The organism is Cytobacillus spongiae, from assembly GCF_021390075.1.
Genome location: NZ_CP089997.1, coordinates 1337368 through 1363770 on the forward strand (window position 1 = coordinate 1337368; position 26403 = coordinate 1363770).

The 26403-nt window shown below is 36.0% G+C and carries 26 protein-coding genes; 21 read left to right on the forward strand and 5 right to left on the reverse strand.

The genetic code is table 11. The annotated features are described in order from the left end of the window. Positions 1-243 precede the first annotated feature (243 nt). The 4 genes from LS684_RS06875 to LS684_RS06890 all read left to right on the forward strand — a co-directional run bounded on the left by LS684_RS06875 (position 244) and on the right by LS684_RS06890 (position 4124). Entirely contained in the window at positions 244-969 is a 726-nt protein-coding gene (locus LS684_RS06875; protein WP_284701582.1) for a FadR/GntR family transcriptional regulator, read from the forward strand. 209 nt (positions 970-1178) lie between these two features. Continuing rightward, positions 1179-1895 (forward strand): (Fe-S)-binding protein, encoded by a 717-nt coding sequence (locus LS684_RS06880; RefSeq protein ID WP_233810877.1) that lies wholly within the window; start codon positions 1179-1181, stop codon positions 1893-1895. A 91-nt stretch (positions 1896-1986) separates the two neighbouring features. Beyond that, the gene (locus LS684_RS06885) at positions 1987-3414 is read left to right on the forward strand and encodes a LutB/LldF family L-lactate oxidation iron-sulfur protein (protein WP_233810878.1); all 1428 of its coding nucleotides are present in this window, start codon (positions 1987-1989) and stop codon (positions 3412-3414) included. Further along, positions 3414-4124, forward strand: a complete 711-nt coding sequence (locus tag LS684_RS06890; protein ID WP_284701583.1) for a LutC/YkgG family protein — start codon at positions 3414-3416, stop codon at positions 4122-4124. Before LS684_RS06885 ends, LS684_RS06890 begins: the two co-directional genes overlap by 1 nt. A gap of 96 nt (positions 4125-4220) precedes the next feature. On the opposite strand, the gene LS684_RS06895 is transcribed toward LS684_RS06890, so the two are convergent. Next, positions 4221-5249 carry an acyltransferase family protein gene (locus LS684_RS06895; protein WP_233810879.1) on the reverse strand — a complete coding sequence of 343 codons (1029 nt, stop codon included), beginning with the start codon at positions 5247-5249 and terminating at the stop codon, positions 4221-4223. A gap of 309 nt (positions 5250-5558) precedes the next feature. Here LS684_RS06895 and LS684_RS06900 point away from each other — a divergent pair, with 309 nt between their 5' ends. The 8 genes from LS684_RS06900 to LS684_RS06935 all read left to right on the forward strand — a co-directional run bounded on the left by LS684_RS06900 (position 5559) and on the right by LS684_RS06935 (position 15274). Beyond that, a complete protein-coding gene (locus LS684_RS06900) occupies positions 5559-6572 on the forward strand; it encodes a 2-oxoacid:acceptor oxidoreductase family protein (protein WP_233810880.1) in 1014 nt (337 codons plus the stop codon). After that, a complete protein-coding gene (locus LS684_RS06905) occupies positions 6572-8866 on the forward strand; it encodes a thiamine pyrophosphate-dependent enzyme (protein ID WP_233810881.1) in 2295 nt (764 codons plus the stop codon). The genes LS684_RS06900 and LS684_RS06905 overlap by 1 nt, the downstream gene beginning before the upstream one ends. A gap of 282 nt (positions 8867-9148) precedes the next feature. Next, positions 9149-10960 (forward strand): methyl-accepting chemotaxis protein, encoded by a 1812-nt coding sequence (locus LS684_RS06910; protein ID WP_233810882.1) that lies wholly within the window; start codon positions 9149-9151, stop codon positions 10958-10960. Positions 10961-11328: 368 nt separating this feature from the next. Then, positions 11329-11910 (forward strand): PAS domain-containing protein, encoded by a 582-nt coding sequence (locus LS684_RS06915; protein WP_233810883.1) that lies wholly within the window; start codon positions 11329-11331, stop codon positions 11908-11910. A gap of 78 nt (positions 11911-11988) precedes the next feature. Next, positions 11989-13134, forward strand: coding sequence for a PAS domain-containing sensor histidine kinase (locus tag LS684_RS06920; protein WP_233810884.1), 1146 nt, complete (start codon positions 11989-11991; stop codon positions 13132-13134). Beyond that, positions 13131-13628 (forward strand): methylated-DNA--[protein]-cysteine S-methyltransferase, encoded by a 498-nt coding sequence (locus LS684_RS06925; protein ID WP_233810885.1) that lies wholly within the window; start codon positions 13131-13133, stop codon positions 13626-13628. Before LS684_RS06920 ends, LS684_RS06925 begins: the two co-directional genes overlap by 4 nt. A gap of 292 nt (positions 13629-13920) precedes the next feature. Then, the gene (locus tag LS684_RS06930) at positions 13921-14499 is read left to right on the forward strand and encodes a DUF2087 domain-containing protein (RefSeq protein WP_233810886.1); all 579 of its coding nucleotides are present in this window, start codon (positions 13921-13923) and stop codon (positions 14497-14499) included. After that, complete coding sequence (locus tag LS684_RS06935; RefSeq protein WP_233810887.1) at positions 14492-15274, forward strand: GNAT family N-acetyltransferase; 783 nt, start codon at positions 14492-14494, stop codon at positions 15272-15274. The genes LS684_RS06930 and LS684_RS06935 overlap by 8 nt, the downstream gene beginning before the upstream one ends. 320 nt (positions 15275-15594) lie before the next feature. Here the strand turns inward: LS684_RS06935 and fosB are convergent, their stop codons facing one another. Then, positions 15595-16014, reverse strand: a complete 420-nt coding sequence (gene fosB, locus LS684_RS06940) for a metallothiol transferase FosB (protein WP_233810888.1) — start codon at positions 16012-16014, stop codon at positions 15595-15597. A gap of 280 nt (positions 16015-16294) precedes the next feature. Between fosB and LS684_RS06945 the strand changes: the two genes are divergently transcribed. From LS684_RS06945 to LS684_RS06970, 6 genes are all read left to right on the forward strand, one after another. Then, positions 16295-16534, forward strand: a complete 240-nt coding sequence (locus tag LS684_RS06945; protein ID WP_233810889.1) for an aspartyl-phosphate phosphatase Spo0E family protein — start codon at positions 16295-16297, stop codon at positions 16532-16534. Between the two features lie 58 nt (positions 16535-16592). After that, complete coding sequence (locus tag LS684_RS06950) at positions 16593-17153, forward strand: PilZ domain-containing protein (RefSeq protein ID WP_233810890.1); 561 nt, start codon at positions 16593-16595, stop codon at positions 17151-17153. 502 nt (positions 17154-17655) lie between these two features. Next, on the forward strand, positions 17656-18474 hold the full coding sequence (locus LS684_RS06955) for an electron transfer flavoprotein subunit beta/FixA family protein (protein WP_233810891.1): 819 nt from the start codon (positions 17656-17658) through the stop codon (positions 18472-18474). Positions 18475-18536: 62 nt separating this feature from the next. Beyond that, entirely contained in the window at positions 18537-19565 is a 1029-nt protein-coding gene (locus LS684_RS06960) for an electron transfer flavoprotein subunit alpha/FixB family protein (RefSeq protein ID WP_233810892.1), read from the forward strand. After that, positions 19558-20853, forward strand: a complete 1296-nt coding sequence (locus LS684_RS06965) for an FAD-dependent oxidoreductase (RefSeq protein WP_233810893.1) — start codon at positions 19558-19560, stop codon at positions 20851-20853. Before LS684_RS06960 ends, LS684_RS06965 begins: the two co-directional genes overlap by 8 nt. Further along, positions 20853-21137, forward strand: coding sequence for a ferredoxin family protein (locus LS684_RS06970; protein ID WP_233810894.1), 285 nt, complete (start codon positions 20853-20855; stop codon positions 21135-21137). Before LS684_RS06965 ends, LS684_RS06970 begins: the two co-directional genes overlap by 1 nt. Positions 21138-21601: 464 nt before the next feature. Here the strand turns inward: LS684_RS06970 and LS684_RS06975 are convergent, their stop codons facing one another. Together LS684_RS06975 and LS684_RS06980 are read right to left on the reverse strand one after the other, a co-directional pair. Next, positions 21602-21772, reverse strand: a complete 171-nt coding sequence (locus tag LS684_RS06975; protein ID WP_233810895.1) for a DUF8096 family protein — start codon at positions 21770-21772, stop codon at positions 21602-21604. Positions 21773-21994: 222 nt separating this feature from the next. Further along, positions 21995-22333 (reverse strand): hypothetical protein, encoded by a 339-nt coding sequence (locus LS684_RS06980; protein ID WP_233810896.1) that lies wholly within the window; start codon positions 22331-22333, stop codon positions 21995-21997. 172 nt (positions 22334-22505) lie between these two features. On the opposite strand from LS684_RS06980, the gene LS684_RS06985 reads away from it, so the two are divergent. Next, positions 22506-23030, forward strand: a complete 525-nt coding sequence (locus tag LS684_RS06985; protein ID WP_233810897.1) for a hemerythrin domain-containing protein — start codon at positions 22506-22508, stop codon at positions 23028-23030. 68 nt (positions 23031-23098) lie between these two features. Next, positions 23099-24082, forward strand: a complete 984-nt coding sequence (locus tag LS684_RS06990) for a phosphotransferase enzyme family protein (protein WP_233810898.1) — start codon at positions 23099-23101, stop codon at positions 24080-24082. A 40-nt stretch (positions 24083-24122) separates the two neighbouring features. Here LS684_RS06990 and LS684_RS06995 read toward each other — a convergent pair whose 3' ends face one another. Beyond that, a complete protein-coding gene (locus LS684_RS06995) occupies positions 24123-25619 on the reverse strand; it encodes an ATP-binding protein (RefSeq protein WP_233810899.1) in 1497 nt (498 codons plus the stop codon). Between the two features lie 319 nt (positions 25620-25938). Between LS684_RS06995 and LS684_RS07000 the strand changes: the two genes are divergently transcribed. Beyond that, positions 25939-26382, forward strand: a complete 444-nt coding sequence (locus LS684_RS07000; RefSeq protein WP_233810900.1) for a MarR family winged helix-turn-helix transcriptional regulator — start codon at positions 25939-25941, stop codon at positions 26380-26382. Positions 26383-26403: the final 21 nt, after the last annotated feature.

Below are 26403 nucleotides of genomic sequence, written 5' to 3' on the forward strand. Positions count from 1 at the left end.
CCCTGTACGACAATTTCACGAAGAAATCGTTCACATCATATTATAGAATAAGATAATTAGGTCATCTGATGACTGGATGATAAGTGTTCTGAAAAGAATTATATTTGTGAATAAATAAAAAAACAATAGGTTTGTTGAAAATTTTTATCTTTTTCCTTTGGACCTTTGACCGTTTTCAGTATAATCAAGAGAGAAACTTGAATGAACCATTTATCATTCGAGTGGTTGCTATGAGGTGATCTATTGAAATATAAACAAATTAAACCGAAGAAAATATATGAAGAAGTGGCTGAAGCGTTATTCGAGTTGATTCGTTCTGGACAACTTCAACCTGGTGATAAGTTAGATTCAGTGCAGCAGCTTGCAGAGAACTTTCAAGTGGGACGTTCAGCTATTCGTGAAGCCTTATCTGCGCTTAGGGCAATGGGACTAATTCAAATGAAGCAAGGGGAAGGAACTTATGTAAAAGGGTTTGAGCCTGAGCAAATTTCTTTTCCTCTATCAACTGCAATCTTAATGAACCAAGCTGACATTACAAATTTATTAGAAGTTCGGAAAATCATCGAAACGGGTGCGGCAGCTTCAGCAGCTAAGAAACGAAGATCAGACCATCTAGCTGCTATGCATCATGCACTTGAAGAAATGAAACAAGCATCTGGAGATGAAGAGCTGGGGGAAAAAGCGGATCTCGATTTTCATTTGGCGCTAGCAGAAGCTTCTCAAAATCCCTTATTATACAGTTTACTAAATCATGTTTCTGAACTTATGAGAGAGACTATGAAAGAGACGAGAAGAATTTGGTTGTATTCAAAAGAGACGACAAGAGAGCAGTTATACGAGGAGCACCTTGCAATTTACGATGCGATTGAGAAGCAAAATGAAGTAAATGCAAGACAATCTATGTTTCAACACCTTGAAAATGTGGAAGCTATTTTAAGTAAATATCTTAATAGCTCAAAACAATCTTAATAAAAGGCGGGAGATGGTTGAAACATCTTCCGCCTTTTATTTTATCCATAAAAAAATCTCTTCGATAGCTATCTATTGGGTATAGGTGCATTTTGTAGGACGATTAATTTCGAAAAATATATATCAGTCATCAGATGACCAGTTGACTAGTTAGGCATTAAGGAATAAAGTAGTAATCATAGAAATTGTCTAGGGGGAGAGGGATAAAAATGAAAGTAACCCTTTTTGCAACATGTTTAGTCGATCTGTTTCAAAGTGATGTAGGAAAGGCAACTGTTGAATTGCTAGAACGCCTGGGATGTGAAATTGATTTTCCCGAAACGCAGGTATGTTGCGGCCAGCCTGCTTATAATAGCGGTTATGTAAAAGAATCAAAAGAAGCAATGAAAAGGATGATACAATCATTTGAACATGCCGAATATGTTGTTTCACCTTCAGGTTCCTGTGCAAGTATGTTTAAGGAATATCCGCATATTTTTAAGGATGATGCCAATTGGCGGGCAAAAGCGAAAGCGCTTGCAGAAAAAACATATGAGTTAACTGAATTTATTGTAGATGTTCTAGAAGTTGAAGATGTAGGAGCTCGCTTTGAAGGAAAAGTGACATATCATACGTCTTGTCATATGACGAGATTACTAGGAGTCAAAGATGCCCCTATAAAATTATTAAGTCATGTTAAAGGTCTAGAATTTACTGAATTACCTGGAAAGCATAATTGTTGTGGATTTGGAGGAACTTTTTCAGTGAAAATGGCTCAAATTTCTGAACAGATGGTAGATGAGAAAGTTCAACATGTTGAAGAGACGGAAGCTGATTATTTAATAGGTGCGGACGCTGGCTGTTTAATGAATATTGGCGGTAGAATCGAGCGTAAGGGTAAACCAATTAAAGTGCTTCATATTGCTGAGGTGTTAAATAGTCGGTAATTGAAATAGAAATAGCTAAGTTTATTCATAAATTGAGTAAGCGGTTAAAATGACGTAAAACAAGCGTTTGCGTTTTAAAGGAGGAATCGTAATGGCAATGAAAATTGGGACCGAGGAGTTTAAAGATCGTGTTGACCAAGGTATTCAAAATGCGTTTATGCGCGGAGCGGTTTCAAGTGCACAAGAGAGGCTTCGAACGAGAAGGATAGAAGCTGCAGAGGAATTAGGAAACTGGGAGGAATGGCGCTCTCATGGAGAAGAAATTCGTCAGCATGTGCTAGAAAATTTAGATTATTATCTTCTTCAGTTGAGTGATAATGTTTCAAAGCAAGGTGGGCATGTATTTTTTGCTGAAACTGCTGAAGAAGCAAATGAATATATTCGCAATGTAGTAGAAAACAAAAAGGCTAAAAAAGTAGTTAAGTCTAAATCAATGGTCACGGAAGAAATTCATTTAAACGCAACGTTAGAAGCTGCAGGCTGTGAAGTCATTGAGACAGATTTAGGGGAGTATATTTTACAAGTTGATGATCATGATCCACCTTCCCATATTGTGGCTCCAGCCCTACATAAAAACAAGGAACAAATTCGTGATGTGTTTAAAGAGAAACTCAATTATGAGAAAACGGAGAAACCCGAAGAACTTGCTTGGCACGCACGAGAAATGCTTCGTCAAGAATACTTAACTGCTGATATTGGAATTACGGGATGTAACTTTGCTGTAGCAGAAACAGGCTCAATCAGTCTCGTAACAAACGAAGGAAATGCAGATCTTGTAACAGCTCTACCAAAGACACAAATTACTGTCATGGGAATGGAAAGGCTTGTACCTACATTTGAGGAAATGGAAGTACTCGTAAGTCTACTAACAAGAAGCGCAGTAGGCCAAAAGCTTACAAGCTATATCACGGTGTTAACAGGACCTAAAGAAGAGAAAGATGTGGATGGTCCAGAAGAGTTTCACCTCGTAATCGTAGATAATGGCCGTTCGAATATACTTGGTGGAGAATTTCAATCGGTTCTACAATGTATAAGATGTGCTGCATGTATAAATGTATGTCCAGTATACCGACACGTAGGAGGACATTCATATGGCTCTATATACTCTGGGCCTATAGGAGCCGTTCTATCACCTTTATTAGGAGGCTATGATGATTACAAAGAACTTCCATATGCATCCACATTATGTGCTGCTTGTACCGAAGCGTGTCCTGTAAAAATTCCTCTACATGAGCTTCTCCATAAACATCGACAAGTGATCGTAGAAAAGGAAGGACGTGCACCGATTTCCGAAAAACTAGCAATGAAAGCATTTGGATTAGGTGCCGCATCTCCTAATCTTTATAAGCTTGGTACAAAAATGGCTCCAACAGCAATGAACCCTTTCACAGTTGGGGATAAGATCTCTAAAGGACCGGGACCGTTAAAAGCATGGACAGAAATAAGGGACTTTCCAGCTCCAACGAAAGAGCGTTTTCGAGATTGGTTTAATAACCGCCCTAAAGGAGGAAACCAATAATGACTGGGATGATTCATAATCGGGATGCTTTTTTAAATAAAATTGCTAATCGTTTAAACCGTCCAAGAAATATAACAGGAGTAATAAGACCAAAATGGAAGTATACTCCTCAGGATGATGTGCTAAAAGGAGCTTCACAGGATGAGTTGTTAGAGGTATTAAAGATACAATGTACGAAGGTTCATACGAATCTAATTGTGACAACTACTGAGGAATTACAAGCTAAACTTATAGAGGTAGTGAATCAATTTGGTAATGGATCAATTGTAGCCTGGAAGGATGAGCGCTTTGAGGATTATGGATTAGGGAAGCTTCTTCACGAAGGGTGGGATCATGTATGTGTACACATATGGGACTTTGAGAAAGGACGAATGAATGTAGATGTTGCAGATCAAGCAAATATTGGCATCACGATAAGTGATATCACACTAGCCGAATCTGGGACAGCGGTTTTATTCAGCAATCAACATAAAGGAAGATCCGTTAGCTTTCTACCAGCAACATCCATTATTCTCATTCCAAAGAGCACGATTGTACCAAGAATGACCCAAGCAGCTCGTTTGATGAGGGAAAAGGCACTAAATGGAAAAGTAGCTTCATGTATAAATTTTATTACTGGCCCAAGTAATTCAGCTGATATTGAAATGAACCTAGTCGTTGGAGTTCATGGTCCAGTTGAAGCGACATATATTGTTATTGAAGATCAATAGAGAAATAGATGCACTAGGTCATCTAGAAAAATTATGACCTCTAGGTAAACTTAAAAGCCTTTGAGTTTACCTAGAGGTCATTTTTCAACCATTCAATTATATATTTCTTAATGGGGATTTAGCCCGCACTCTCTGCTTAAGGTGCTTCCATTTGGATAGGTTTAGTTCAATAATTGGTTGTGTTATGGTAGTGACTAGCTTACTTGATAGTACCATTGTTAGTAAAAGAGCAAGTGCTGCGAGAAAGACAAGATCTTCTATAGTTGTAAAGTAACTTCGAACCTCACTTTCTCGAAAAATACGAATGAAAAACCCATGAAGTAGGTAAACATATAGTGTGTTTTTTCCAAAGGTCGTAAAGAAATACTTCCTTCTTGGGACGAAGATGAAAAAGGAAAATATCATCATTAAACTTAATAAATAGATCCCAAACCTTGTAGCCATGGATAATATTGAAGCATTTCCCATCTCATCGTATGGCTTTGATCCAAGTAGCCATTTATTATCTAATTCTGGGAAAAAGTAAAAACCAATAACTATAGATATCAAGATAAGAGCACTCAAAATTTTGTACCTTACCTTTAGAAATTGAAAGAAATGATCCTTTTTTAAATAGTATCCCAATAGGAAGAACGGAAAAAAAACAAGCGTTCGCGATAAACTTAAATAGTTTGCAACCCAATCAATATATCCGACGCCTAACGCAATTAGAACTGACAACGAAATGGATAATCCCGGCTTCAGTTTTGTAAAGAGCATGAGCATGAGATTCCAACAGAATAAACTAATTAGAAACCACAAAGACCAATGTGGATCGAGCAAATCTATATTGATCCACTCTCTACTATAGAGAAAGTAATAAAAAATTGAGTAGATTAGTTGGAAAATAATATATGGAATGATTAATTTTTTGGTGATTTTTTTAATGTATCCATCTTTCCAAAAGCCTTTCGCAAAATATCCAGAAATCAAGATAAAAGCCGGCATGTGAAACGTATAAATCGTTTGATAAAATGTATAAATCAACTTCTGATCCTCAATAAAAGAGTGAATAAAGTGACCGAAAACAACTAAAAAGATTAAGATGAATTTTACGTTGTCAAAGTAATATTCTCTTTGCTGCATAGTTTCCTCCTTAAAGATACCCCCTAAAAAAGTTATAATCTTTTACCCACCATTTCATCTTCCAAACTATGAATATTAGAGTGAATTTGAATGTAGGATCAATGTACCAAAAGTGTTATAGTACAATTTTCTATCTGTTATATAATTGTTAACACTTCATAACCCTCTTGGTTAAAAGGAAATTAGTAAGCGAAAAAATGTGTTTCAAAAAAAAGTGACACATGTTTGATATTTATCACAGCCAATCACAGGTTCTTTCCTTAGAATTATATTGGGGACAGTAAAGGATTCGAAATTGGGAGGGAGAGTATGTCCATTTTACCTGTAAAAAATGAATTGGGATTTTATGAAATTAGATTAGAATCGATTGGCGGTTTAGGTGCCAATTTAGCTGGAAAAATGCTAGCAGAAGCTGGTGTATTGGGTTTAGGACTAAATGGGTCCAATTTTTCATCATATGGTTCAGAAAAGAAGGGCTCACCTGTTAAGAGTTTTGTCCGATTTTGTGAGCCAAAGGTTGAAATACGAGCACATAGTCCAATCGAACAACCGCATGTGATTGGGATTTTCCATGAAGCATTATATAAAACGGTAGATGTAGTTAGTGGACTCTTACCAAACGGTGTCGTGTTAGTTAATTCTACAAGGGATTTTGACTTGATTAAAAAAGATTTAAAACTAGAATACGGAACGTTAGCCGTTATTGATGCGCTGGGAATTGCTGTCGAAGAGAGAACCAAGGTTAATACGGCTATGCTAGGGGCTCTTTACCGTATATGCGACTTCTTAGATCCCGAAGAAATGAGAAATGTCATTCATAGAACGTTTGAAAAAAAATATCCACACTTAGTCGAACCAAATATCCGAACTTTTAATAGAGGGTTTGAAGAAGTACAGTTTAAATCTTATTCATCTTCTGAGAATGTAATTGCGAAAGCGTTTACACGTTCAGTCACTTCACTTGGCTATGAAACACAGCCTATCGGTGGTGTTATTCAAACGCAAGCAAATAGTATATTGAAAGATTTAAGTGGATCTAGACAAGGATTCTTACCACAGTTTGAACAAGAGAAATGTATCAATTGTGCTCAATGTGATACTGCATGTCCAGACTACTGCTTTGTGTGGGAAGAAAGCGAAGATAAGCGTGGGCGCAAGCAGATGTTTTTAAAAGGCATCGACTATCAATATTGTAAAGGTTGCTTAAAATGTGTGGAAGCATGTCCTACTGAGGCTTTACGTGACTTGCGTGAAACCATTGGATATGCAGAAAGTCATCGAGTGAAGCAAAACTTTCCTTATCTAACGGGAGGGACGTTGTAATGGCCATTTTAGAAGAAAATTTAAAGACAAATGCTGCTGCAAAACAAGTGACCACGTTTGAGTCAGGAAATGAAATGGCGGCAATGGCAGCGGCTCAAATTAATTATCATATTATGGGATATTTTCCAATTACTCCTTCAACGGAGGTTGCACAGTATTTAGATCAAATGAAGTCTCGTGGAGAGCATGATATTAAGTTAATTGCTGCCGACGGAGAGCATGGGTCAGCAGGAATCTGTTATGGGGCTGCAGCAACCGGAGCTCGTGTGTTTAATGCAACAAGTGCGAATGGCTTAATGTATATGTTAGAGCAATTACCAGTCCAATCAGGAACTCGATTCCCAATGGTAATGAACTTAGTAACAAGGTCAATTAGTGGACCTCTAGATATTAGAGGAGATCATTCAGACCTCTACTTTGCTCTTAACACTGGATGGGTAATTTTAACAGCGAGAACACCTCAAGCTGTATATGATATGAACATTATGGCTTTAAAGATAGCAGAGCATGCATCCGTACGATTACCTGTCATGGTCGCGTATGATGGGTTTTTTACATCCCATCAAAAACGGAAAGTTGATTACTTTAAGGATCGAAAGGTTGTTCAGCAATTTGTTGGGGAATGCCCTACAGACTATCCAGTTGCTCGTGATCCTAAGAAGCCGGTAACAATCGGTGCTCATATGAATGGGGATGACTTAATAAATAACCATTTTCAGCAATCTGAAGCAATCTATCAGGCTGGAAAAGTATTTAAAGAGGTCGCAGCAGAATATGCAAAAGTCTCAGGTCGAGAATATCCAGTCCTTGATTTGTATCAAATGAAAGATGCAGAGGTAGCATTATTTTTATTAAATTCAGCTGCCGAATCTGCAAAAGATGTAGTAGATGGCCTTCGGAAAAAGGGAATAAAAGCAGGGGTTATTAGCCCTAATATGATTCGACCATTCCCAAGCAAAGAAATACAGTCAGCGTTAAAAAATGTAAAAGCCCTATTAGTCGGTGAAAGAGCAGACTCATATGGAGGGAATGGTCCTAATCTAACACATGAAATCAAATCAGCCTTACAAGAAGATTTGGAAAATCACACGATTGTTTTAAGTAGAGTGTTTGGTCTTGGTGGGAAGGATTTTTATGCCGATGATGCAGAGAATTTTTTCGAGCTTGCCATAGAGGCAATGAATAAAGGGTACGCTGAAAAAACATTTGATTATTATGGTCATGTTCCAGGCGATCCACTACAGGAACAAGGACAGGTAATCAGTCCTCAATATGGAGACGCTTATAAGACAGGTTTGATCCAAGTGATTCCAGATGATGAAACGAAAAAGTTAAAAGTGAAGCTCCCCCCTTTAAGAGCATTAACGGCTAAGCCAAAAAGGCTTGCATCGGGGCATGGTGCATGTCCAGGTTGTGGTATATTCGGAGGGTTAGAGTTATTCTTTAAAGGGATTGAGGGAGATGTTGTCGTTTTATTCCAAACTGGTTGTGCATATGTAGTTACGACTGCTTATCCTCACACTTCTCATAAGCAGACAATGATTCATAACTTGTTTCAAAATGGCGCTGCTACATTATCAGGTACATTAGAAGCATTCTTAGAGTTGAAACGTCGCGGAGAGGTAAATGTCGCTGATGATGCTACTTTCGTCATGATTACAGGTGATGGCGGGATGGATATAGGAATGGGATCTGCCATTGGTACAGCTCTGAGAAATCATAATTTAATCATGCTTGAGTACGATAATGAAGGGTATATGAACACTGGATCACAAATGTCTTATTCTACACCAATTGGACATATGACAAGTACAACAAATATTGGAAAAACGCAAAAGGGTAAGGCATTTCATCATAAAGATACTGCACAAATTATGGCTTCAACCAATATTCCGTATGTTTTCACTGGAACAGAAGCATTCCCACAAGACTTAATTAAAAAAGCTGCGAAAGCACAATGGTACGCGCAAAATGTTGGAACAGTTTATGGTAAGATCTTAATTACATGTCCACTGAACTGGAAATCTGAAGATCGTCATGGCCAAACCATCGTAGAGGCTGCTGTTAATTCGTGCTTCTTTCCACTTTATGAGGTTGAGCAAGGGCAAACTACGATTACTTATGATCCAGAGAGCAAGAATAAACGAATTCCGTTATCAGATTGGCTGAAACAAATGGGAAAAACGAAGCATTTATTGAAAGAAGAAAATCAAGACATGTTGCTTGATTTTGAAGAGGAAGTCGAAATAAGATGGAAGCGCCTGAAGGCGAAGAATGAAAACCCTTATTTATAAAATAATATGTTAGTTTCTAGAGAGTCAATGATATAAGGGATAAAACTACTTTAAAATAATAAATTGACAAGACTAAAAAATTTATAGTGTCTTTAAAGGTTTAAAGAAAAGAAGCAAGGTGAATCATTCCACCTTGCTTCTTTTACTGAAATTTATTATAAATTAGGGAAAATTCTTCAAATTAATTTAACAATCTATTATAATTAGTATAATACTTTAGACTTATGTTATTTTTCTGTAAATTATAGGTGGAGTAGGAAGAGAGTTATAGGGGGGTTTTGTGTGAAAGGGCTGAAGATTAAGAGAAATACAACAAAGAAAGAAAAAGTGGCCAAAAAGAAAGAAAAGTCTATTCAAAATAGGCATAATTTTCTATCTAAACTTCTTACTAGTAATAAAGTCTGGAATAATCTAAAGCTGGGCAAGAAATATGGTGTCGCGTTATTCTTAACGATAGGTTTATTTACAATTTCCACTATTATCACCTTTATTCTATTAACTATTGGAAACGGAAAGATGGATGAAGTAAAAAGAAGTGGTGAGAATGCGATAGCTGTTATTGAAGCTACAGCTATTTTTCATGAAAAAGGTGGAGCAATTGGGAATTTTATCATTGACAGCAACCCTAAGCATGTAAGAAGTTTCGATGAATTAACAGAAACATTTGACAAGCTTCAAAAAGAAATTGAACCAGGACTTACAACAGCAAATGCAAAAGAACAGTTTGATGAGATTGTAAAAAATGAAGAAAAAATTACTTCTCTTTTCAAAGATGTAATAGAACCAGAGGTTAAACTTCAACATGAAAGAGAATATCGTTTAGGAAAACAGCAAGTAGACAGTTTAATTGCGGGTACTGTTGTTCGCCTTGACAATCTTCGACAAGCAATGAAGGAAGATCAAGAAAGGTCCGTTAAGTCAGCTAAATCGAGCATTATCCTTACATTAATCGTTTTAGTTATTTCCATTGTTATCTCTGCTTTATTAGGGATATTAAGTATTGTAATCATCGGAAAAATCATAAGCACTAAACTAAGTGAAATTGTTCGAGTTTCCAATGAAATTGCGGCAGGTAACTTAAATGTGAAAGCTGTTGAATATCAAGGAACTGACGAAATTGCGGAGTTAAGTAAGGCCACGAACTCTATGAAAGAACGACTGCAATCAATGATTCAAGAAATTTCTTCTGTTTCATCCTACGTATCGGATAAAAGCGGGGAACTAAATAAAGCAGCAAATGAAGTGAAAGCATCTAGTCAGCAAGTGGCTTCTACGATGCAAGAGTTATCAGGTGGTGCAGAGGAGCAAGCAAATAGTGCCTCTGGTTTAGCAGAAATGATGGATGATTACCTCAAAGAAGTAGAATCAGCAAATGAAAGTGGAAATGCAATCCATCATGCATCAAATGATGTTTTAGATATGACAAAGCATGGCGATCAATTGATGAAAGAATCTCAGCAGCAAATGTCTATGATAAATACCATTATGAAAGAGACCGTAGGTAAAGTAAGAGGTCTAGATGATCAAACAAAAGAGATTTCAAAGCTAGTACAGGTCATTCATGAGATTGCAAACCAAACGAATTTACTAGCCCTAAATGCGGCGATTGAAGCTGCTCGTGCGGGTGAGCATGGACGAGGCTTTGCAGTTGTTGCAGATGAGGTTAGAAAACTAGCAGAACAAGTATCGTTCTCTGTATCGGATATTACGAAAATAGTAAAAGGGATACAGACCGAGTCTAATGCAGTTGTTACTTCATTAGAGGAGGGTTATACACAAGTAGAAGAAGGTACAGTTCAAATTGAGGTTACAGGACAAACATTTAAGAAAATATATGAAGCTGTGAATCTCATGACGCAAAATGTAACAGGTATTTCTGAGAGCTTAAGACAGGTTTCAACTAGCTCAATAAAAATGAATCAGTCGATTGAGAATATCGCATCTATTTCAGAGGAGTCCGCTGCTGGAATTGAACAGACAAGTGCCTCAGTAACACAAACTAATCGTGCAATGGAAGAGATTTCGGATAATGCAGAATCATTATCTGAATTAGCAGACCAGTTAAATAATATGATCGTTAAATTTAAATTGTAATTGATAAGACCGTTTCGATGAAACGGTCTTATTCTTCGTCATTTTTAAAAGGTGTGATATCAGTTGAAAGAGTTTGCTTTCAGAGGAGTGTCTATCATAGTTCCTCGTCGCAAGCCTCTATTGAATCATGGGAAAGGGTCATCCTAATCAATCTTCTAGTTTGGATTTGAATACAGCTTGGAAACCACCCGATAGATACTAAACGTATGAAGAATTAAAAACATAGTTTTATAACTATTTTCATATAAGAGGAATGATAAATAAATATAAATGTAGACAAATTTTGGTGAATAGTCTCAAATTTAAAGGGTTTTCATCGGATTTTGTAGAATATAGAAATGTCCAATTCCAATTTAGGAGGGTTTTAGTTGAGCAACTTCCAAACAGACAATCATAAGAACAATGATTTTAACTCTTCAGGATTGGAAGACTCCAATCCTTTATACAAACAAGCCTTTCTCCAGTCTTTAGATGGAGTTCTTATATTTAACAATGAGTTAAGGATCATAGAATTAAACGCTGCATTCTGTAATCAAATGGACACTCCTCCGCAAGAAATTGTGGGCCTCACACTTTTTGATTTTGTACCTTCTAGTCAACATTATAAATTAGACAAAATCCAATACCTTTTACAACAACAAGGGGCTGCTAAAGGGAATCTTCCAATCCGTTATCAACATAAAGAAGGGTTATTTGACTTTACAGCCAACTCTATTCATGGAGAAAAGATGTTTATGGCAATTTTACGGGATGTGACGGAGAAGCGCATACTAGAAGAAAAAGTTAGTAAAAATGCAGAACTATATAAAGCACTGTTTACAGAAGCGTTAGATGCTATTGTTTTGTGGGATAATGATTCTAAGATTAATAATGCTAATGATGCTGCTTGTCGGATGTTTGAATGTTCTTATGAAGAGCTATTAACGAGAAAGTTAGATGATTTTGTATAGCACAAAAATGAAAAATATGAGCGGTGTGTCCAATCCTTTTTAGAGGTTGGGCAGATTAGGGAAGAATTAGCTTTTTTAATGCCAAATGGTCAAGTGAAATTATTAGAATTCACTACAAAAAAGCATGCTGTGGAAGGGTTGCATTTAAGTACCTTTCGGAATGTAAGTGAGCGCCATAAAATGGAAGAAGAACTTCGTAAATCTGGAGAAAAATTTAAACAAATATTCGAAGGGGCTTTAGAAGGAATTATTCTTTGGAATGATGATTATGAAGTGATGAATATTAATCGATCCGCATTAAAAATGCTTGATGTATCGAAAGAAAAGATCATTGGAAAGTCAATCGCCTCTTTTCTCGGAGAAACAGTTAATATTGATAATCAGAAGCTAAACGAAGATGGGCATTCAACAGATTTAGTAACCATCCCCTTTTGTAACGGACAGACGCGAACATTTGAATATTCTAGTAAGTTCCATGTTGCACACGATCTAAACATCACGACCTTTAAAGAGATCACAGAAAAGCTAGTGATGGAGGAACAGCTAAGAAAATCGGATACTCTTTCGGTTGTTGGTGAGCTAGCAGCTGGGATTGCTCATGAAATTAGAAATCCGATGACAGCATTAAAGGGGTTTATCCAGCTATTAGAAGATGAAGTTGAGCAAGATCATGAAATGTATTTCCACGTCATTAAGACGGAGCTTGCTCGAATTGATTCAATCATTAATGAGTTCTTAATCTTAGCAAAACCTCAGGCTGTTAAATTTATTCAATCAAATATTAATCAAATTATGTCCGAGACTGTTGAACTACTTAAAGCCCAAGCTGTTTTACATAATGTTCAAATCATCACATCATACGCAGAAAAGCCTCCATTGTTATTTTGTGAGCCTAATCAATTGAAAAAAGTATTTATTAACATCATTAAAAATGCTATTGAAGTAATGCCAAATGGAGGAATCATCAGTATCGTAATTGAACAGAAGGACGAAAGTATGTATCATATAGCAGTGAAAGATCAAGGGAAAGGAATTTCTAAAGAGAAAATAAAAAAGCTAGGAGAACCTTTTTATACAACTAAAGAAGGTGGTACGGGCTTAGGATTAATGGTCAGTTATCGAATTATTGAGGAACATAAAGGTACAATAGATATTCAAAGCGAAATAGATAAAGGAACGACCTTTCATATCTACTTGCCTTATCGTAAAGGAGAAAAAAAATGAAGAATTTTTTTGGTGTAATAGATTCACCTATTGGTGAACTTTATGTTGTTGTAGCAGATGATCATATCGTGTCATTACATATTGGTAAAGAAAGTTTTGAAAAAGAAGAGGAACATTTAAATCTAGTCTATCAGCAGGAGAATCCAACTGTAAAAGTTGCCATTCAGCAGTTAGAAGAATATTTTTCGGGATTTAGAAAGGATTTTGACCTGCCTCTTCTTCAAAAAGGAACCTTATTTCAACAAAAAGTTTGGAATGAGCTTCATACGATTCCTTACGGAGAAACGCGGTCGTACGGTGATATTGCAGAACTAATTAATTCTCCAAAGGCTGTTCGAGCAATCGGGCAAGCGAATAGAAAGAACTCCATTCCGATCATTGTTCCTTGTCATCGAGTTATCGGAAAAAATTCTTCATTAACAGGGTATGCAGGAAAACGGACAGATATAAAACAAAAACTGTTAGATCTAGAGGGAGCTAGTTACAAATCCTAAGTTGAGGATAGCAAGTAAAGGACTTTTCTTATATCAATATTATCCATAAGATGATGAACATCATTAACTAAAATAGACATAAAACTTCTTAACGTAAATAGTTTAGGAGTTTTTTTGTGTTTGAAATGATTAAGGCCAGCTTAAAATAACTGTGAAAATCTGCTTGAACATATTACATATAAGTTAACTTATAGCATTTTTTTAACATCAACATATAGAATATATTGACAAACATCTATCTAATTTGATATATATCTAATTAGATAACCATCGAATTAGAAGGGGTGATATCATGCAATTAGAACGACTTGTATCTTTTTATAAGACGATGGGGGACCCAACAAGAATTAGAATTGTGACACTTCTTACAAAAGGACCTTTGCACGGACAAGCTATAGCAGGAAAGCTGGGGTTGACCCCATCAACAATTTCACATCACTTGAACAAATTAAAGGATATTAATCTGGTCTACCAGAGAAGAGACAAAAACACGATTTATTATTTCTTAAATGAATCATTGCTACATCAACAAGCAAACAAAATAACCGAATGGATAAATGAAAAGAAAGAGGTGAAAGAAGTGAAAGAAATTGACAAGCAAAAGGTTATCCAGAATTTCTTTACAAAAGAAGGAAAACTAAAAAATATCCCGTCACAGAGGAAAAAGAAGCTCCTTATATTTGAACATATGATCAGTGGCCTTGAAATGGGAAGAAAATATGATGAAAAAGAAATTAATGAATATATTCAGAGGTTTCATGATGATTACGCAACCATTCGAAGAGAGTTTATTATTAATCATTATATGTACCGCGAGAAGGGAATCTATGAATTAAACCCGCAAGAAATGTGGGCTAGGACAGATGGGTAAGCAGCTTGCTAAGAGTGAGTTCGGACTTGTAAAGGAGATTATTAGGGAAGAAGATAACGTACCAACGTTTGTTTATTCCATTCTCGACTCAATTATTGCAGGAAAAGTGGTTGTTGATTGTAAAAGATATCCAAACGAAGTATACTTTGCATTGCCAAATGGGGTTTCTTACTTAGCAGGAAACGGGAATAACTTGATTGAGTATATAAATGACCGTGTGGCATTAGCAAAAGAAAAGAAGCAGCGCTTTACGATATTTTTAGGTTCTTTTGCTTCAAGTCACCCCTTCATTAATTCAAGTGATTTTAATGTCTTTGAGAGAATTTCTTTTCAAGACCATTATGTTCAACCTCCTTCAATGGCGGGAGAAAGAGAAAAGTACTTGATTCGTACAATTACAAAGGAAGACCTAATGAAATGCCAAGAGTTCTCTCCGAATTACATCCAAACGTATTGGGGAAGTATAGATTCATTTATGAAAATGGGAACAGGGGTTACTATTCGTAACCAAAATGGAGAAATAGTAGGGGAATGCATTTCAATTTTTCGAAGCAGCAAGTATATAGAAGTAGATATATTTATTGATCAAGAGGCGAGAGGAAAAGGGCTCGGTTATTGGCTAGGTCATTCGTTTATTGAGCAAGCCTATTCAAATCAATTAGCACCTAAATGGGACTGTGACGTTCAAAATACATCATCCATCAAGCTAGCAAAAAAGCTGGGGTTTGATAACCCTTCGACCTATAGAGTATATTCGTTAATAAATGATTCATAGATTTCTGAGGCTGGGACATACGTATTTCAGTCAACGGTATATCCGAACGTTCAGGAGTTATCTCCTTTTACTCGTTCGGGTATTTTTGTTTGTTCGGAAAACAAATTTTAAAAAATAGTGGAATGGAGCGGAAGACACTCGACTACTAAGGGAAATAGAGGAAAGGCTGAGACACCAAAGCGTAGTGAGGAGGCTCAGATTCCTCCCCTCGGAATGCGAGTGGTAGAACGAACTTGTTTTTAAAACCTAACTATTTCAATAAAGTCATTGTTCGTCTTTGAGAAGGAGTCATTTAATTATGTCCCAGCCTCTTTATTCGGTTATCTATCAAAAAAGGTCATATGTGGTTTCTCCTCACGATAATAATTTAATCTTTTTGTTAGATTTCCACTATGAAATTCAAATTTATGGCCATCAGGATCACAAAAATAAAGAGAGTTTTCATCTCGCTCGTTTCGTATTCTACTTTTTAAAATTTGTACTCCTAAAGTGGTAAGCTTTTTCTCTAGCTCATTAATTTCTTCAGGATAAGCAGAAAATGCTATATGCGTGTAGGAAGAGTGGATGTCCTTACGAGGTATGCATTTTTCTTCATTCAAGGCTAGCCATAATCCGTCAAGGTCAAAATATGCAGTGGTCCGACCTTTCACAAGAAGCTTAGCTTGAAACACATTTTTGTAGAACTCTATGGACTGATTAAGGTCCGACACGGAAAAGCAGATGTGATTAATTGAATACATATGGTTCACTCCTAAAATTGAATCATCTACCCCTATCATAATGATTACTTGAATATTCTTCAAAATGTAAAGAAAAAAATGAAACTTAATTCGCATAGAAGGTTGTCGAAAAGATAGCTAATAGAACCGTGATATTTGTCGAAAAAGAAGTGTAGAAAAAAACTTTGTCTAATATTGCGAATCTATTTACATTTATAGAAAATCTTGTAATAATGCATCAGTATAGTTTTTTAAAAAATGAATAAAGTAAGGCTTTGTGCAATGATTAGGAGGAAGAAGGGTGTATCAAACAAATAAGCAAATGTTAGAAAGTATACAAATTAAGAGAGAGCGAATGATTGAATGTGGGTTAAAAAAGGGGTTCACTAATGTAGAAACGATTCAATATAGCCAGGAGCTAGACGACCTAATATATGAATACCAATGTAGCTTTCTTAAAAAGACAATTAAAAAAGAATCCAGAAAGTTTCCAATGAAGCAATTGATGCTCGTGTGGCCGAAGGTGCTAGTAAAATCCTAGAAAGTAGGGTACTATTAACCTATCCCTACATACAACTTTGCGACTAAGAGGTCCTTATATGGAGTATATTACGATTGTAAAAAGTCAAAAATCAGTTCAAGCAGCATTGTTTGCCATTGAAGGAGAAATCTTAAATGTGATTGTGAAAGATCCTACATTTTTTATTCTTGGTGAAGAAGTAGAGTGTAGATTCGGAGATTCCCGTGAAAATGGATCAATTGTAAAAAAAGATGATTATAATCTTTATCTGTATATTCCGTTTCATAAGGATCAAAAGATACCATTTAAAAGGACAAGTATAAGATGCCCCATCCATGAACAAGGGGTAATTAAGCTTATTGAAACGAACATGGTTAAAATTCTACGCGTTGAGATACTCGACATTAGTAGTAAAGGGATTGCTTTTTACTCAGATACGAAGTTAGCAATCAACCAATTATATATAATTAGCTTCCCTATTTCTTCAGAGCCTATCCAATGTAAGGTCATAATTAAAAATGAAATAGCTGAAGAAAAAACGCACAAATACCGATATGGATGTCTTTTTGAAGGGCTTAACAAGCATGCTATATATCATATTCGAAGATATATACTAAATGCACAACTTATTACGATATAACAAAGTCTGTCTTCGTGATGAAGGATAGGCTTTTTTTGTTGGATTCTAACTAACAATCTCAATTGTAATTTCGTGCTGACTGTTCAACCTGTGATTTTTATCATTGTTTTATTTTGAATATTTACTATATTATAATTGAAAGCTTTGCAAACTTACGTTAACACACTTACAGTACAATACTACAACTGTCCCTTCTAACATGTTTCTTCATCAGAATAACTTCAATCAAAATCAATCGATACAACAGAATTACAACAATAGGTTATTTAATGTTCGTATGAGGAGAATTACTGAATAACTTAGTACGTTACATTATTAACAATAAGACTTTGTTAGTGCTTTTTTGTTTTGAATAAAACAGATCAAAGTGGAGGATGTAAATTTTCACAAAAGTAATATATCGCCTTAGAAACAATCAAATAGAACGAATTTTTACATCCCCGATTAACAGAGTAGTAAAGGAAGCCAATATTCATATCTATGATGAGGAGGGAAAATTATTATGCACATTGTTGTATGTGTGAAGCAGGTGCCAGATACAAAAATCATTAAAATTAATCCGAAAACAAATACGTTAGATCGCCGCAGCGCCCCTGCTATTCTTAATCCATATGATGCACATGCTGTACAGGAAGCGGTCCGATTGAAACGCATGGGTGGTAAGACAATCATATCAGTCTTATCTATGGGGCCCCCCCAAGCAAATGCCATTATAAAAAAGTGCATTGAAATTGGTGCGGATCGAGGATATTTAATTTCAGATCGTGCGTTTGCTGGAGCGGATACACTTGCCACTAGCTATGCATTATCAAAAGCTTTAGAGAAAATCTCGAAAGAACTTCCGATAGACCTTGTCATTTGTGGAAAGCATGCCATTGATGGGGATACTGGTCAGGTTGGTCCAGGGATTGCGAGAAGACTGGATATCCCACCAGTTACGAACGTAATTGAGGTTGCAGAAATTAATGATCAAGAGAGAACGATCCTCATAAAGCGAAAGTTGGCATCAGGATATGAATTAATTCAAGCGGATTTACCTGCTCTGTTAACAGTTGAAAAAGAAATAAATGAAATAGAATACTCCCCCCTTCCTAATATGCTGAGAGCTGCAAGATATGAGCCGGTAATTTGGACTGTTGACGATCTCAATGAAGTCGATCGGACTCAATTGGGCTTGAAAGGATCGCCAACAATTGTAGGGAAGATGTTTACTCCCCCTAAGCCTGAGGGAGGAAAGAAAATAGAAGGAACCCCGGAAGAACAAGTAAACGAGTTAATAAATATACTTATGGAGAAAAAAGACTGGTTTGTCAAAATGTAATTTCCTCAAGAAATTATCCTTCAGAGCTGATGAATGAGTAATAGAAAAGGGAGGGCATCTAATTGATAACAGAATACCAAGGAGTATGGGTATTTATCGAGCAATCAGAAGAAAAAATTGAACATGTTTCACTTGAACTGCTTGGAGCAGGTAGAAAATTAGCCGATAAGCTAGAGGTACCATTAGCTGGAATTCTTTTAGGTGATCATATTAAATCGCTCGGTCAAACGGTTATTGCATATGGGGCGGATGAAGTATATCTTATCGATCATCCAGTATTAAAAGATTATCGTACAGAGTCTTTTATGAAAGGCCTAATTTTTTTAGCAGAAAAATATAAGCCTGAGATTATTCTTTATGGTGCGACACCAAATGGGAAAGACTTAGCTAGTGCAGTGGCCACGGATTTGTCTACTGGATTAACAGCTGATACAACGATGTTAGATATAGATCTTGAAAAACGGTTATTAGAAGCAAGTCGACCTGCATTTGGGGGTAATATTATGGCTACTATTCTTTGTAAAAAGCATCGACCTCAAATGGCCACGGTTCGACCAAAGGTGATGAAGGCTCTTGAACGAGATGATCAAAAACAAGGAAAAATAATAGAGGAAACCATTTCCCTTTCTGAAGAAAGCATGCGTACAAAAGTTCTTAAAATTGTGAAGGATGTAACAAAAATATCTAATTTAGCTGATGCTCATATTGTAGTTTGCGGCGGAAAAGGTATGGGGGATGCAAAATCTTTCGAGCTTATCCAGGAGTTGGCGAATACTCTTGGAGGAGCAGTGGGGGGAACAAGAGACGTTGTTGAGGCAGGGTGGCTTAAACATGAGCTCCAAATAGGTCAAACTGGTGAAACGGTTACTCCAAAAATCTATTTTGCTATTGGTGTTTCAGGAGCCATTCAACATGTTGTTGGAATGAAGAATTCTGAGATGATCATCGCCATAAATAAAGACCGAAATGCTCCTATATTTGATGTTGCTACTTATGGAATTGTAGGCGACGCAATCCAAATAGTGCCAATGTTAATCGAACAATTCAAAGGTGCATTAATTGAAAAAGGCGGTGAAAAGACTTATGCCTGAGAAATTTGATGTTATTGTAGTTGGAGCAGGACCAGCAGGTACAGCCTGTGCCTTTACATGTGCAAAAAATGGTCTAAAAGTGTTACAGATTGAAAGGGGAGAGTATCCAGGAAGTAAGAATGTAATGGGCGGTGTCCTATATCGAAAGCAATTGGAGGAGATTATTCCAGACTTTTGGAAAGAGGCACCACTTGAAAGACCGATTGTAGAGCAACGTTTTTGGATGATGGATAAGGAATCAACAGTGAATTTTAGCTATAAAGGGTTGGAATGGGGGAGAGAGCCTTATAATAACTTTACTGTTCTAAGAGCACCATTTGATCAATGGTTTGCTCAAAAAGGAGTAAATGAAGGGGTATTGTTAATCAATGAAACCGTTGTAACCGATTGTTTAGTAGAAAATGGGAAAGTGATTGGCGTACGGACAGATCGACCAGATGGAGAGGTATTAGCAGATGTAGTAGTGCTAGCTGATGGTGTCAACTCATTACTTGGAAAAAAATTAGGATTTCATAAAGAATTCCGACCTGATGAGGTAGCCCTTACAGTTATGGAAGTAATTAACCTTCCAAAAGAAAAAATTAACGATCGTTTTAACTTAGAGGATGGCCAAGGATGTACAATAGAAATTTTTGGAGATTCAACCAAAGGCAATTTGGGAACCGCCTTTTTATATACGAATAAAGAGAGCTTAAATATCGGAGTGGGAACTACTCTTTCAAGCATGATGAAAGCTAAATTAAAGCCTTACGATCTTTTAGATCATCTAAAAAACCACCCAATGGTAAAGCCACTATTATCTGGGGGCGAATCTGCTGAGTATTTGGCTCATTTAATTCCTGAGGGTGGATATCATTCCGTACCAAAGGTGATAGGGAATGGAGTACTAGTTATAGGAGATGCGGCACAGCTCGTCAATGCTATACACAGGGAAGGGTCAAATATGGCGATGAGTTCTGGAAAAATGGCGGCTGAAGCAATCGTCAAAGCAAAAGTCAGAAATGATTTTTCAGAAGTTGGTTTAAGTAGTTATCGAGATTCATTATACAATAGCTTCATCATTAAGGATCTAGAAAAATATAAGAATGCTGCACATACCTTTGAACAATACCCGCAATATTTTAAAGATTACATCCCTATGATGAACCAAGCTGCTAGTAAATTTTTCACAGTGGATGGCACACCTAAAAAAGATAAACAAAAGCAAATCATGAAAAGTGTTACAGGTGAAAAAGGTACTTTAAAAGTATTATCTGATATGTATCGTGCCTGGAAGGCGGTGAAGTAATGTCGACCAAAACGATTGAAGAAAAACAGTATTTAGTTCGTTTTAAAGCGGATCACAAGTCTCATTTAACGATAATAGATCACGATATTTGCTTAACCCAATGTCCGGATAAGCTTTGTACCCTGTTTTGTCCAGGAGAAGTATATAAATGGGAAGGGAAACGAATGCAAGTAGGATATGAAGGTTGCCATGAGTGTGGAAGCTGCCGAATTGGATGTCCTACTCAAAATATTAAATGGGAATATCCGAAAGGCGGATATGGTGTCATTTTCAGGTTAGCGTAATCATAATGCGTAAGGGCTAGTTCAATATTTTTTGAACTAGCTTTTTTGTTGCTTAAGATAGTATCAAATTAATCAATCGTTGTTAAGTGCTTCGATATCCAGCTCCTTAGTCATGCCCTAGCCTGACCAAGGAGCCATGCACGATTGCTCCAAGTAGTGAATTATCTATAACTGTGGTAATAGAGGTTTGCATTTAGAGGTGAAGTGAAGAACTTATGTTCAAGAACCGTCCAAAGCTTTTTCCAAAGCCTAGCTCGGTGAAAGGAGCATAAGGTGCTTGTCTCATGTGGTAACGGTGCTACAGAAAAGTCCTTTCATGAGCTGCAGAGGAGACTTGGTGATCTTCACCTGAAAGCGGGCTTTTGGTGAAATTACAAAATCTCAGCAATAGTTTACTTCATAAGAAGACAAAAGAGTTCGTTAATCCCTTTTGTCTTCAATCTGACACATTTACTCAATGAAAATTATATGCTTTTGGTTAACCCGCAGTTTGAGCATTTTCTTAGAAATTGATAATTTTTAACAGAGCTATTAAAATGTGTTGATCCACAATTGTCGCAACGACCGCTTTCTTTATCTGGGTAATCTTGATAATCATAGATTATACTCGTATCTAACTTCTGATCTTCATTCATGAAATCACCTAATCTTGATAGTATTGATTGTTATTGTATCATACGAATGAAAAGTCGTTAAAGCTCATTACCGTGCTTTTTTTATACTGTTTCGTAAGAGATTTAACAAAATCCAAGAATTATTTATTAACTATGTAGGAAAATCACTATCTGTATGAGAATTCACAAAGGAGTCGAAAAAGAAGGGGGAATCCTGAGGGGAACTGAGGAATAACAGAGGAATTAACTAATTTTTTGGCTTAATGTTTCTTTATATAACTGGTCATTTAAACTGGACTTTTCAAGGGTATCGGCATGTTCAAAGGCAGTATCCATACAATCATATAGCTCAGAATAGTATACTGGTTTGTTGCTAATAATACCTTCATCAGTATTCGCAGGAAATACAAACACTCTCCAGCTGTACACTGTTTCATTGTCCTCATTTCGTTTACTTTCAAGAGCAATTAGCCAATGAGAAAAGGCAGATTCATTTTCATCATGGAATAGTAATTCGTAATCACTTCCACCAATAGGAATCAAAGATTTTGGGTAAAAATCCGGGTAATTCAAATCATTCATATCTACAACTCCTTTCATCTCCTTTCATTATATGTGTTAAAAGGAACGAAAAATCATTCAACTTGTTAAAGTTTTTAGAATTTTTAATATTCTATCTTTGTGATGAGTATCACAACATCTTTCTTTTATCCCTTTTATAATGAAGTTAACAAGATGAAAGGGGCTTTTGCTGATGGAAATGCATAGCTGTATTAGTAGTATGATTGGAGCAGAGTCACCAGAGCTTTGCGAGGGACTTAAACAATTGAAGGACGAACATCCACCTTTATTAAATAAATTAGATGAAATCTTAAAAAGATGTAAGTCAATTGAAAGGGCATTTGAACAAGAGCAATTTTCTCATCTCATCAATGATGTTCTATTGTTTAAAGATGAACTAGAGCCTCATTCTGAAAGAGAGGAAGGGGTTCTATTTAAAATGATGGAAGCTTATATAGGAAAGGAAATGGGCCCTCTTGCAGTGATGGAATATGAACATGATCAAGCAAAAGGCTGTATTGGTAAGTTCATTGAAAATACAAAGCAAGATCGTCCTTTTTCAAAAGAAGAAATGATGGAGAATGTCGAACTAATTAAAAATGCATACTTTATTTTAGTTGATCATTTTGCAAAAGAAGAAAAAGTTTTATTTCCAATGGCAGAAAATTTGTTGTCTTTAGAAGAGAAAGTTGAATTGCTTCAGCAAATAAGAAATTAATCGCTTGGAATTATCTATCAGTCCGCACTTAATTGTTGTATAATTCTGTTTATTAAGGGGGGAGTTTGATGGAAGCAAGCGTTGATGTTTTGTTTTCTGCTGAAGTAAGAGGTCATTTTTTCGAGCAATTTGGTTTAAGGTCAGACTATAAAAAACTGGGTGATTTTGAAAACTATGTTTTTGAGGTATATCAAGACGACCAGCCATTTGTTATGAGGGTAACACATAGTACCCATCGAGATGAAGCTGATCTTATATCCGAATTAGATTGGTTGATGTATTTACATGATAAAGGATTGAATGTTCCGCAAACATATCCTTCAAGACAAACCAAATTTGTTGAGTCAAAAATAGTAGAAGATGGTTCCATTTTCTATGCTAGCCTGTTCTCGAAAGTCCCTGGAGCAATGGTATCAATTAATAGTAGTGAATTTAATGAGGATTTATTTTTTCTTTGGGGAAAGACAATTGGTGCAATGCATAAAGTGACAAAGGATTATGTTCCAGCTGAACAAATTAAAAAAAGGCCAGAGTGGGTAGAAGAGGATCTATTGAATATAGATAAGCATATCCCTGTTAACGAAGTAGTTGTAGTAGAGAATACGAAGAAGCTCATCCATGAACTCAAGGGGTTACCTGTAAATGATCGGAATTATGGTTTGATTCATTCTGATGTACATACAGGAAATTTCTTTCTTGATCATGATCAAATCTATGTATTTGATTTTGACGATTGTGGTTATCATTGGTATAGCTCAGATATCGCTATCCCCCTCTACTATTCTGTATTATATAAGAAGGTCGATGATAAGAGTGAATTTGCAAGCAAATTTATGTCCGCTTTTCTTAAGGGGTATAATGAAGAGTATACATTGTCACCGAACTTTAATAATGAACTGCCGCTGCTTTTAAGGCTAAGAGATGTCGTTCTATATGCTGTTTTAAATAAGAAAATAGCACCTGAAGATCGAAGCCAAAACCTAACGATTATGATGAAGGAAATAAAGCACAGAATTGAGAATGAACAAGTAATTGTAAACATTAGAAGATAAGAGTAGCAAAAGAGTAAGAGCATAGAAATCATCTATGCTCTTACTCTTTTGCTAAGGGAAGTGTAATAGTTACTTTTGTCCCGTTATTTTCTTTGCTTGAAATCGATATCTCTCCATTAAAAGATTCGATAATTCGTTTGCAAACAACAAGTCCTAATCCAGTTCCTGTTTCTTTCGAAGTATAGAATGGGTTGAAGATCTTGTCCATATCAGCTTTAGGGATTCCTATTCCTGTATCCGTTATTGTGATGGTAGAGGTATTCTCTAACTTTATTAAAGAAATTGTTAAAGAGCCATTTGGCTTCATTGATTCAAAAGCATTTTTAGTTACATTCAATATTACTTGTTTCATTTGATCTTTTGTACAAAGAATCATCACATGTGATGGTGGAATTGCTTTATTATAAGTAATGCTAGAATAGGCAGCTTCGGAGGCAATTAAAGGATCTAACTCCATTAGAACATCTCGAAGGTCAATACTCTCCATTTTTTGTGCTGTTGGCTTACCTAAAATTAAAAATTCTCCAACAATCTCATTAATTCGGTTAATCTCCTTATTAATAACTGTAAAGTAAAACTGGTCTTGTGGATCTGTATACTTTTCACTTAGAAGCTGAATGAGCCCATTTATTCCAGTAAGTGGATTTCTGATTTCATGAGCCGTACTCGCAGCTAATGTTCCGACAAGCTCTAATTTTTGAATCTCATTCTGTTTCTTTTCAATTGCCGCTCTTCTTTTTAATAGGATATAGAGTACGAATAAAAAAAAGATGTGGAAAAATATACCGATTAAAACAAGGATAACAGCTGAATCTTTAAAAAGAGCTTTTTTGTCTTGTCCATTAATTTTAATGCTCATGCTCCAAGGGATCATATCAAATGGGATAGATAACCATTCTCCAGACTCTTCAATTTCCTGATTTTGCGTATTCAAGCCCATAATAGGATCACCTTTGGCATTCATCACATAAAGCTGATCATCTGGTGTAAGGACTTTCATCACATTTTGAATATAATCTACACGGATATGGGCTAATAAAATATAAGAGAGCTCATGGTTATTCGTTACCGGAAATCCGATTCCAATTACTCTTTGCCCATTGTTTAACGTTTCTAGTTGGTTCGATATCACGATGTCTTTAGCTGCGATTACTTCTTGAATATAGGAATACTTTGAAAAGTCTGTGCCTATAACAAGTTTGTTTGAGCCCGTCAGCAAGTCCCCATCTGAATTTAATAAATGAATGCCACCATATCGAGGGTCTGTTTTTTGTGCCTGTGATAAAAGCGGTTGAATTTCTTCCAATGTGTCTATACCTGTTTCAATCGTAATAGAAAGCATATCTAGGGATGTAACAGTTTCGGAAATTAAGTCATTCCAAGTGGTTTTATGAATAGAACCAACCCATTCTGTACGATGACTTTCTTCTTTTAGATTATTTTTCATGCGCATATCTAGAAATAAAAAGCTTATGACTGTGCTAGGAATAATCACAATAAGAACATATAACATTAGGTTTCTTAACGATTTGTTCATATAAAGTCCTCTTAAAAGTGGTTAATTTTAACCTTATTGATATACTTTGTCATAATTGAATTTTACCTTCGAAAAACTTGGTCATTATACTTAAGGGGTTTGCTGCCTAATTGAGTTAGATTTTATCATCTGTATCCAGTTAAGATACAATCATAATAGTTTCAAAAAAATTATTTAGTTTGAATTAACTTTTATTATAACATTAAAAGGATTTTATTGGAATTTAGCAAACGGACGCGAGTATATAAGGCAAATTGACTTACTTCTGATTCGGGAATATAATGTTTTTAATTCAAGATAATTAAAAAGGATGTTTTCGATGTCAAATAAAAATGAAGTAAACCAATCGTTAAAATTATATATTGTACTTTCACGTGCTTTTCGTGCAGTAAATGAAAATGTCACAAAGCTAATCCAATCTTATGGATTAAACCCAACTGAGTTTGCGGTTCTTGAATTACTCTATCATAAAGGGGATCAGCCCCTACAGCAAATTGGTGGCAAAATTCTACTGGCTAGCGGGAGTATTACGTATGTTGTGGACAAGCTTGAACAAAAAGAGTTGTTGATAAGAGTAGCATGCCCAAGTGATCGGCGAGTTACTTATGCACAACTTACAGAGAAAGGGAAAGTCTATATGGAAGAAATATTTCCTTCACATAAGGCGAAAATTGATGAGCTCCTTTCAGAATTAAATTTTGAAGAAAAAGGAGAGGCTATTGATCTCCTTAAGAAACTTGGACTATCAATAGGGAAGTATTAACATAAAGCGGTTCATCATGAA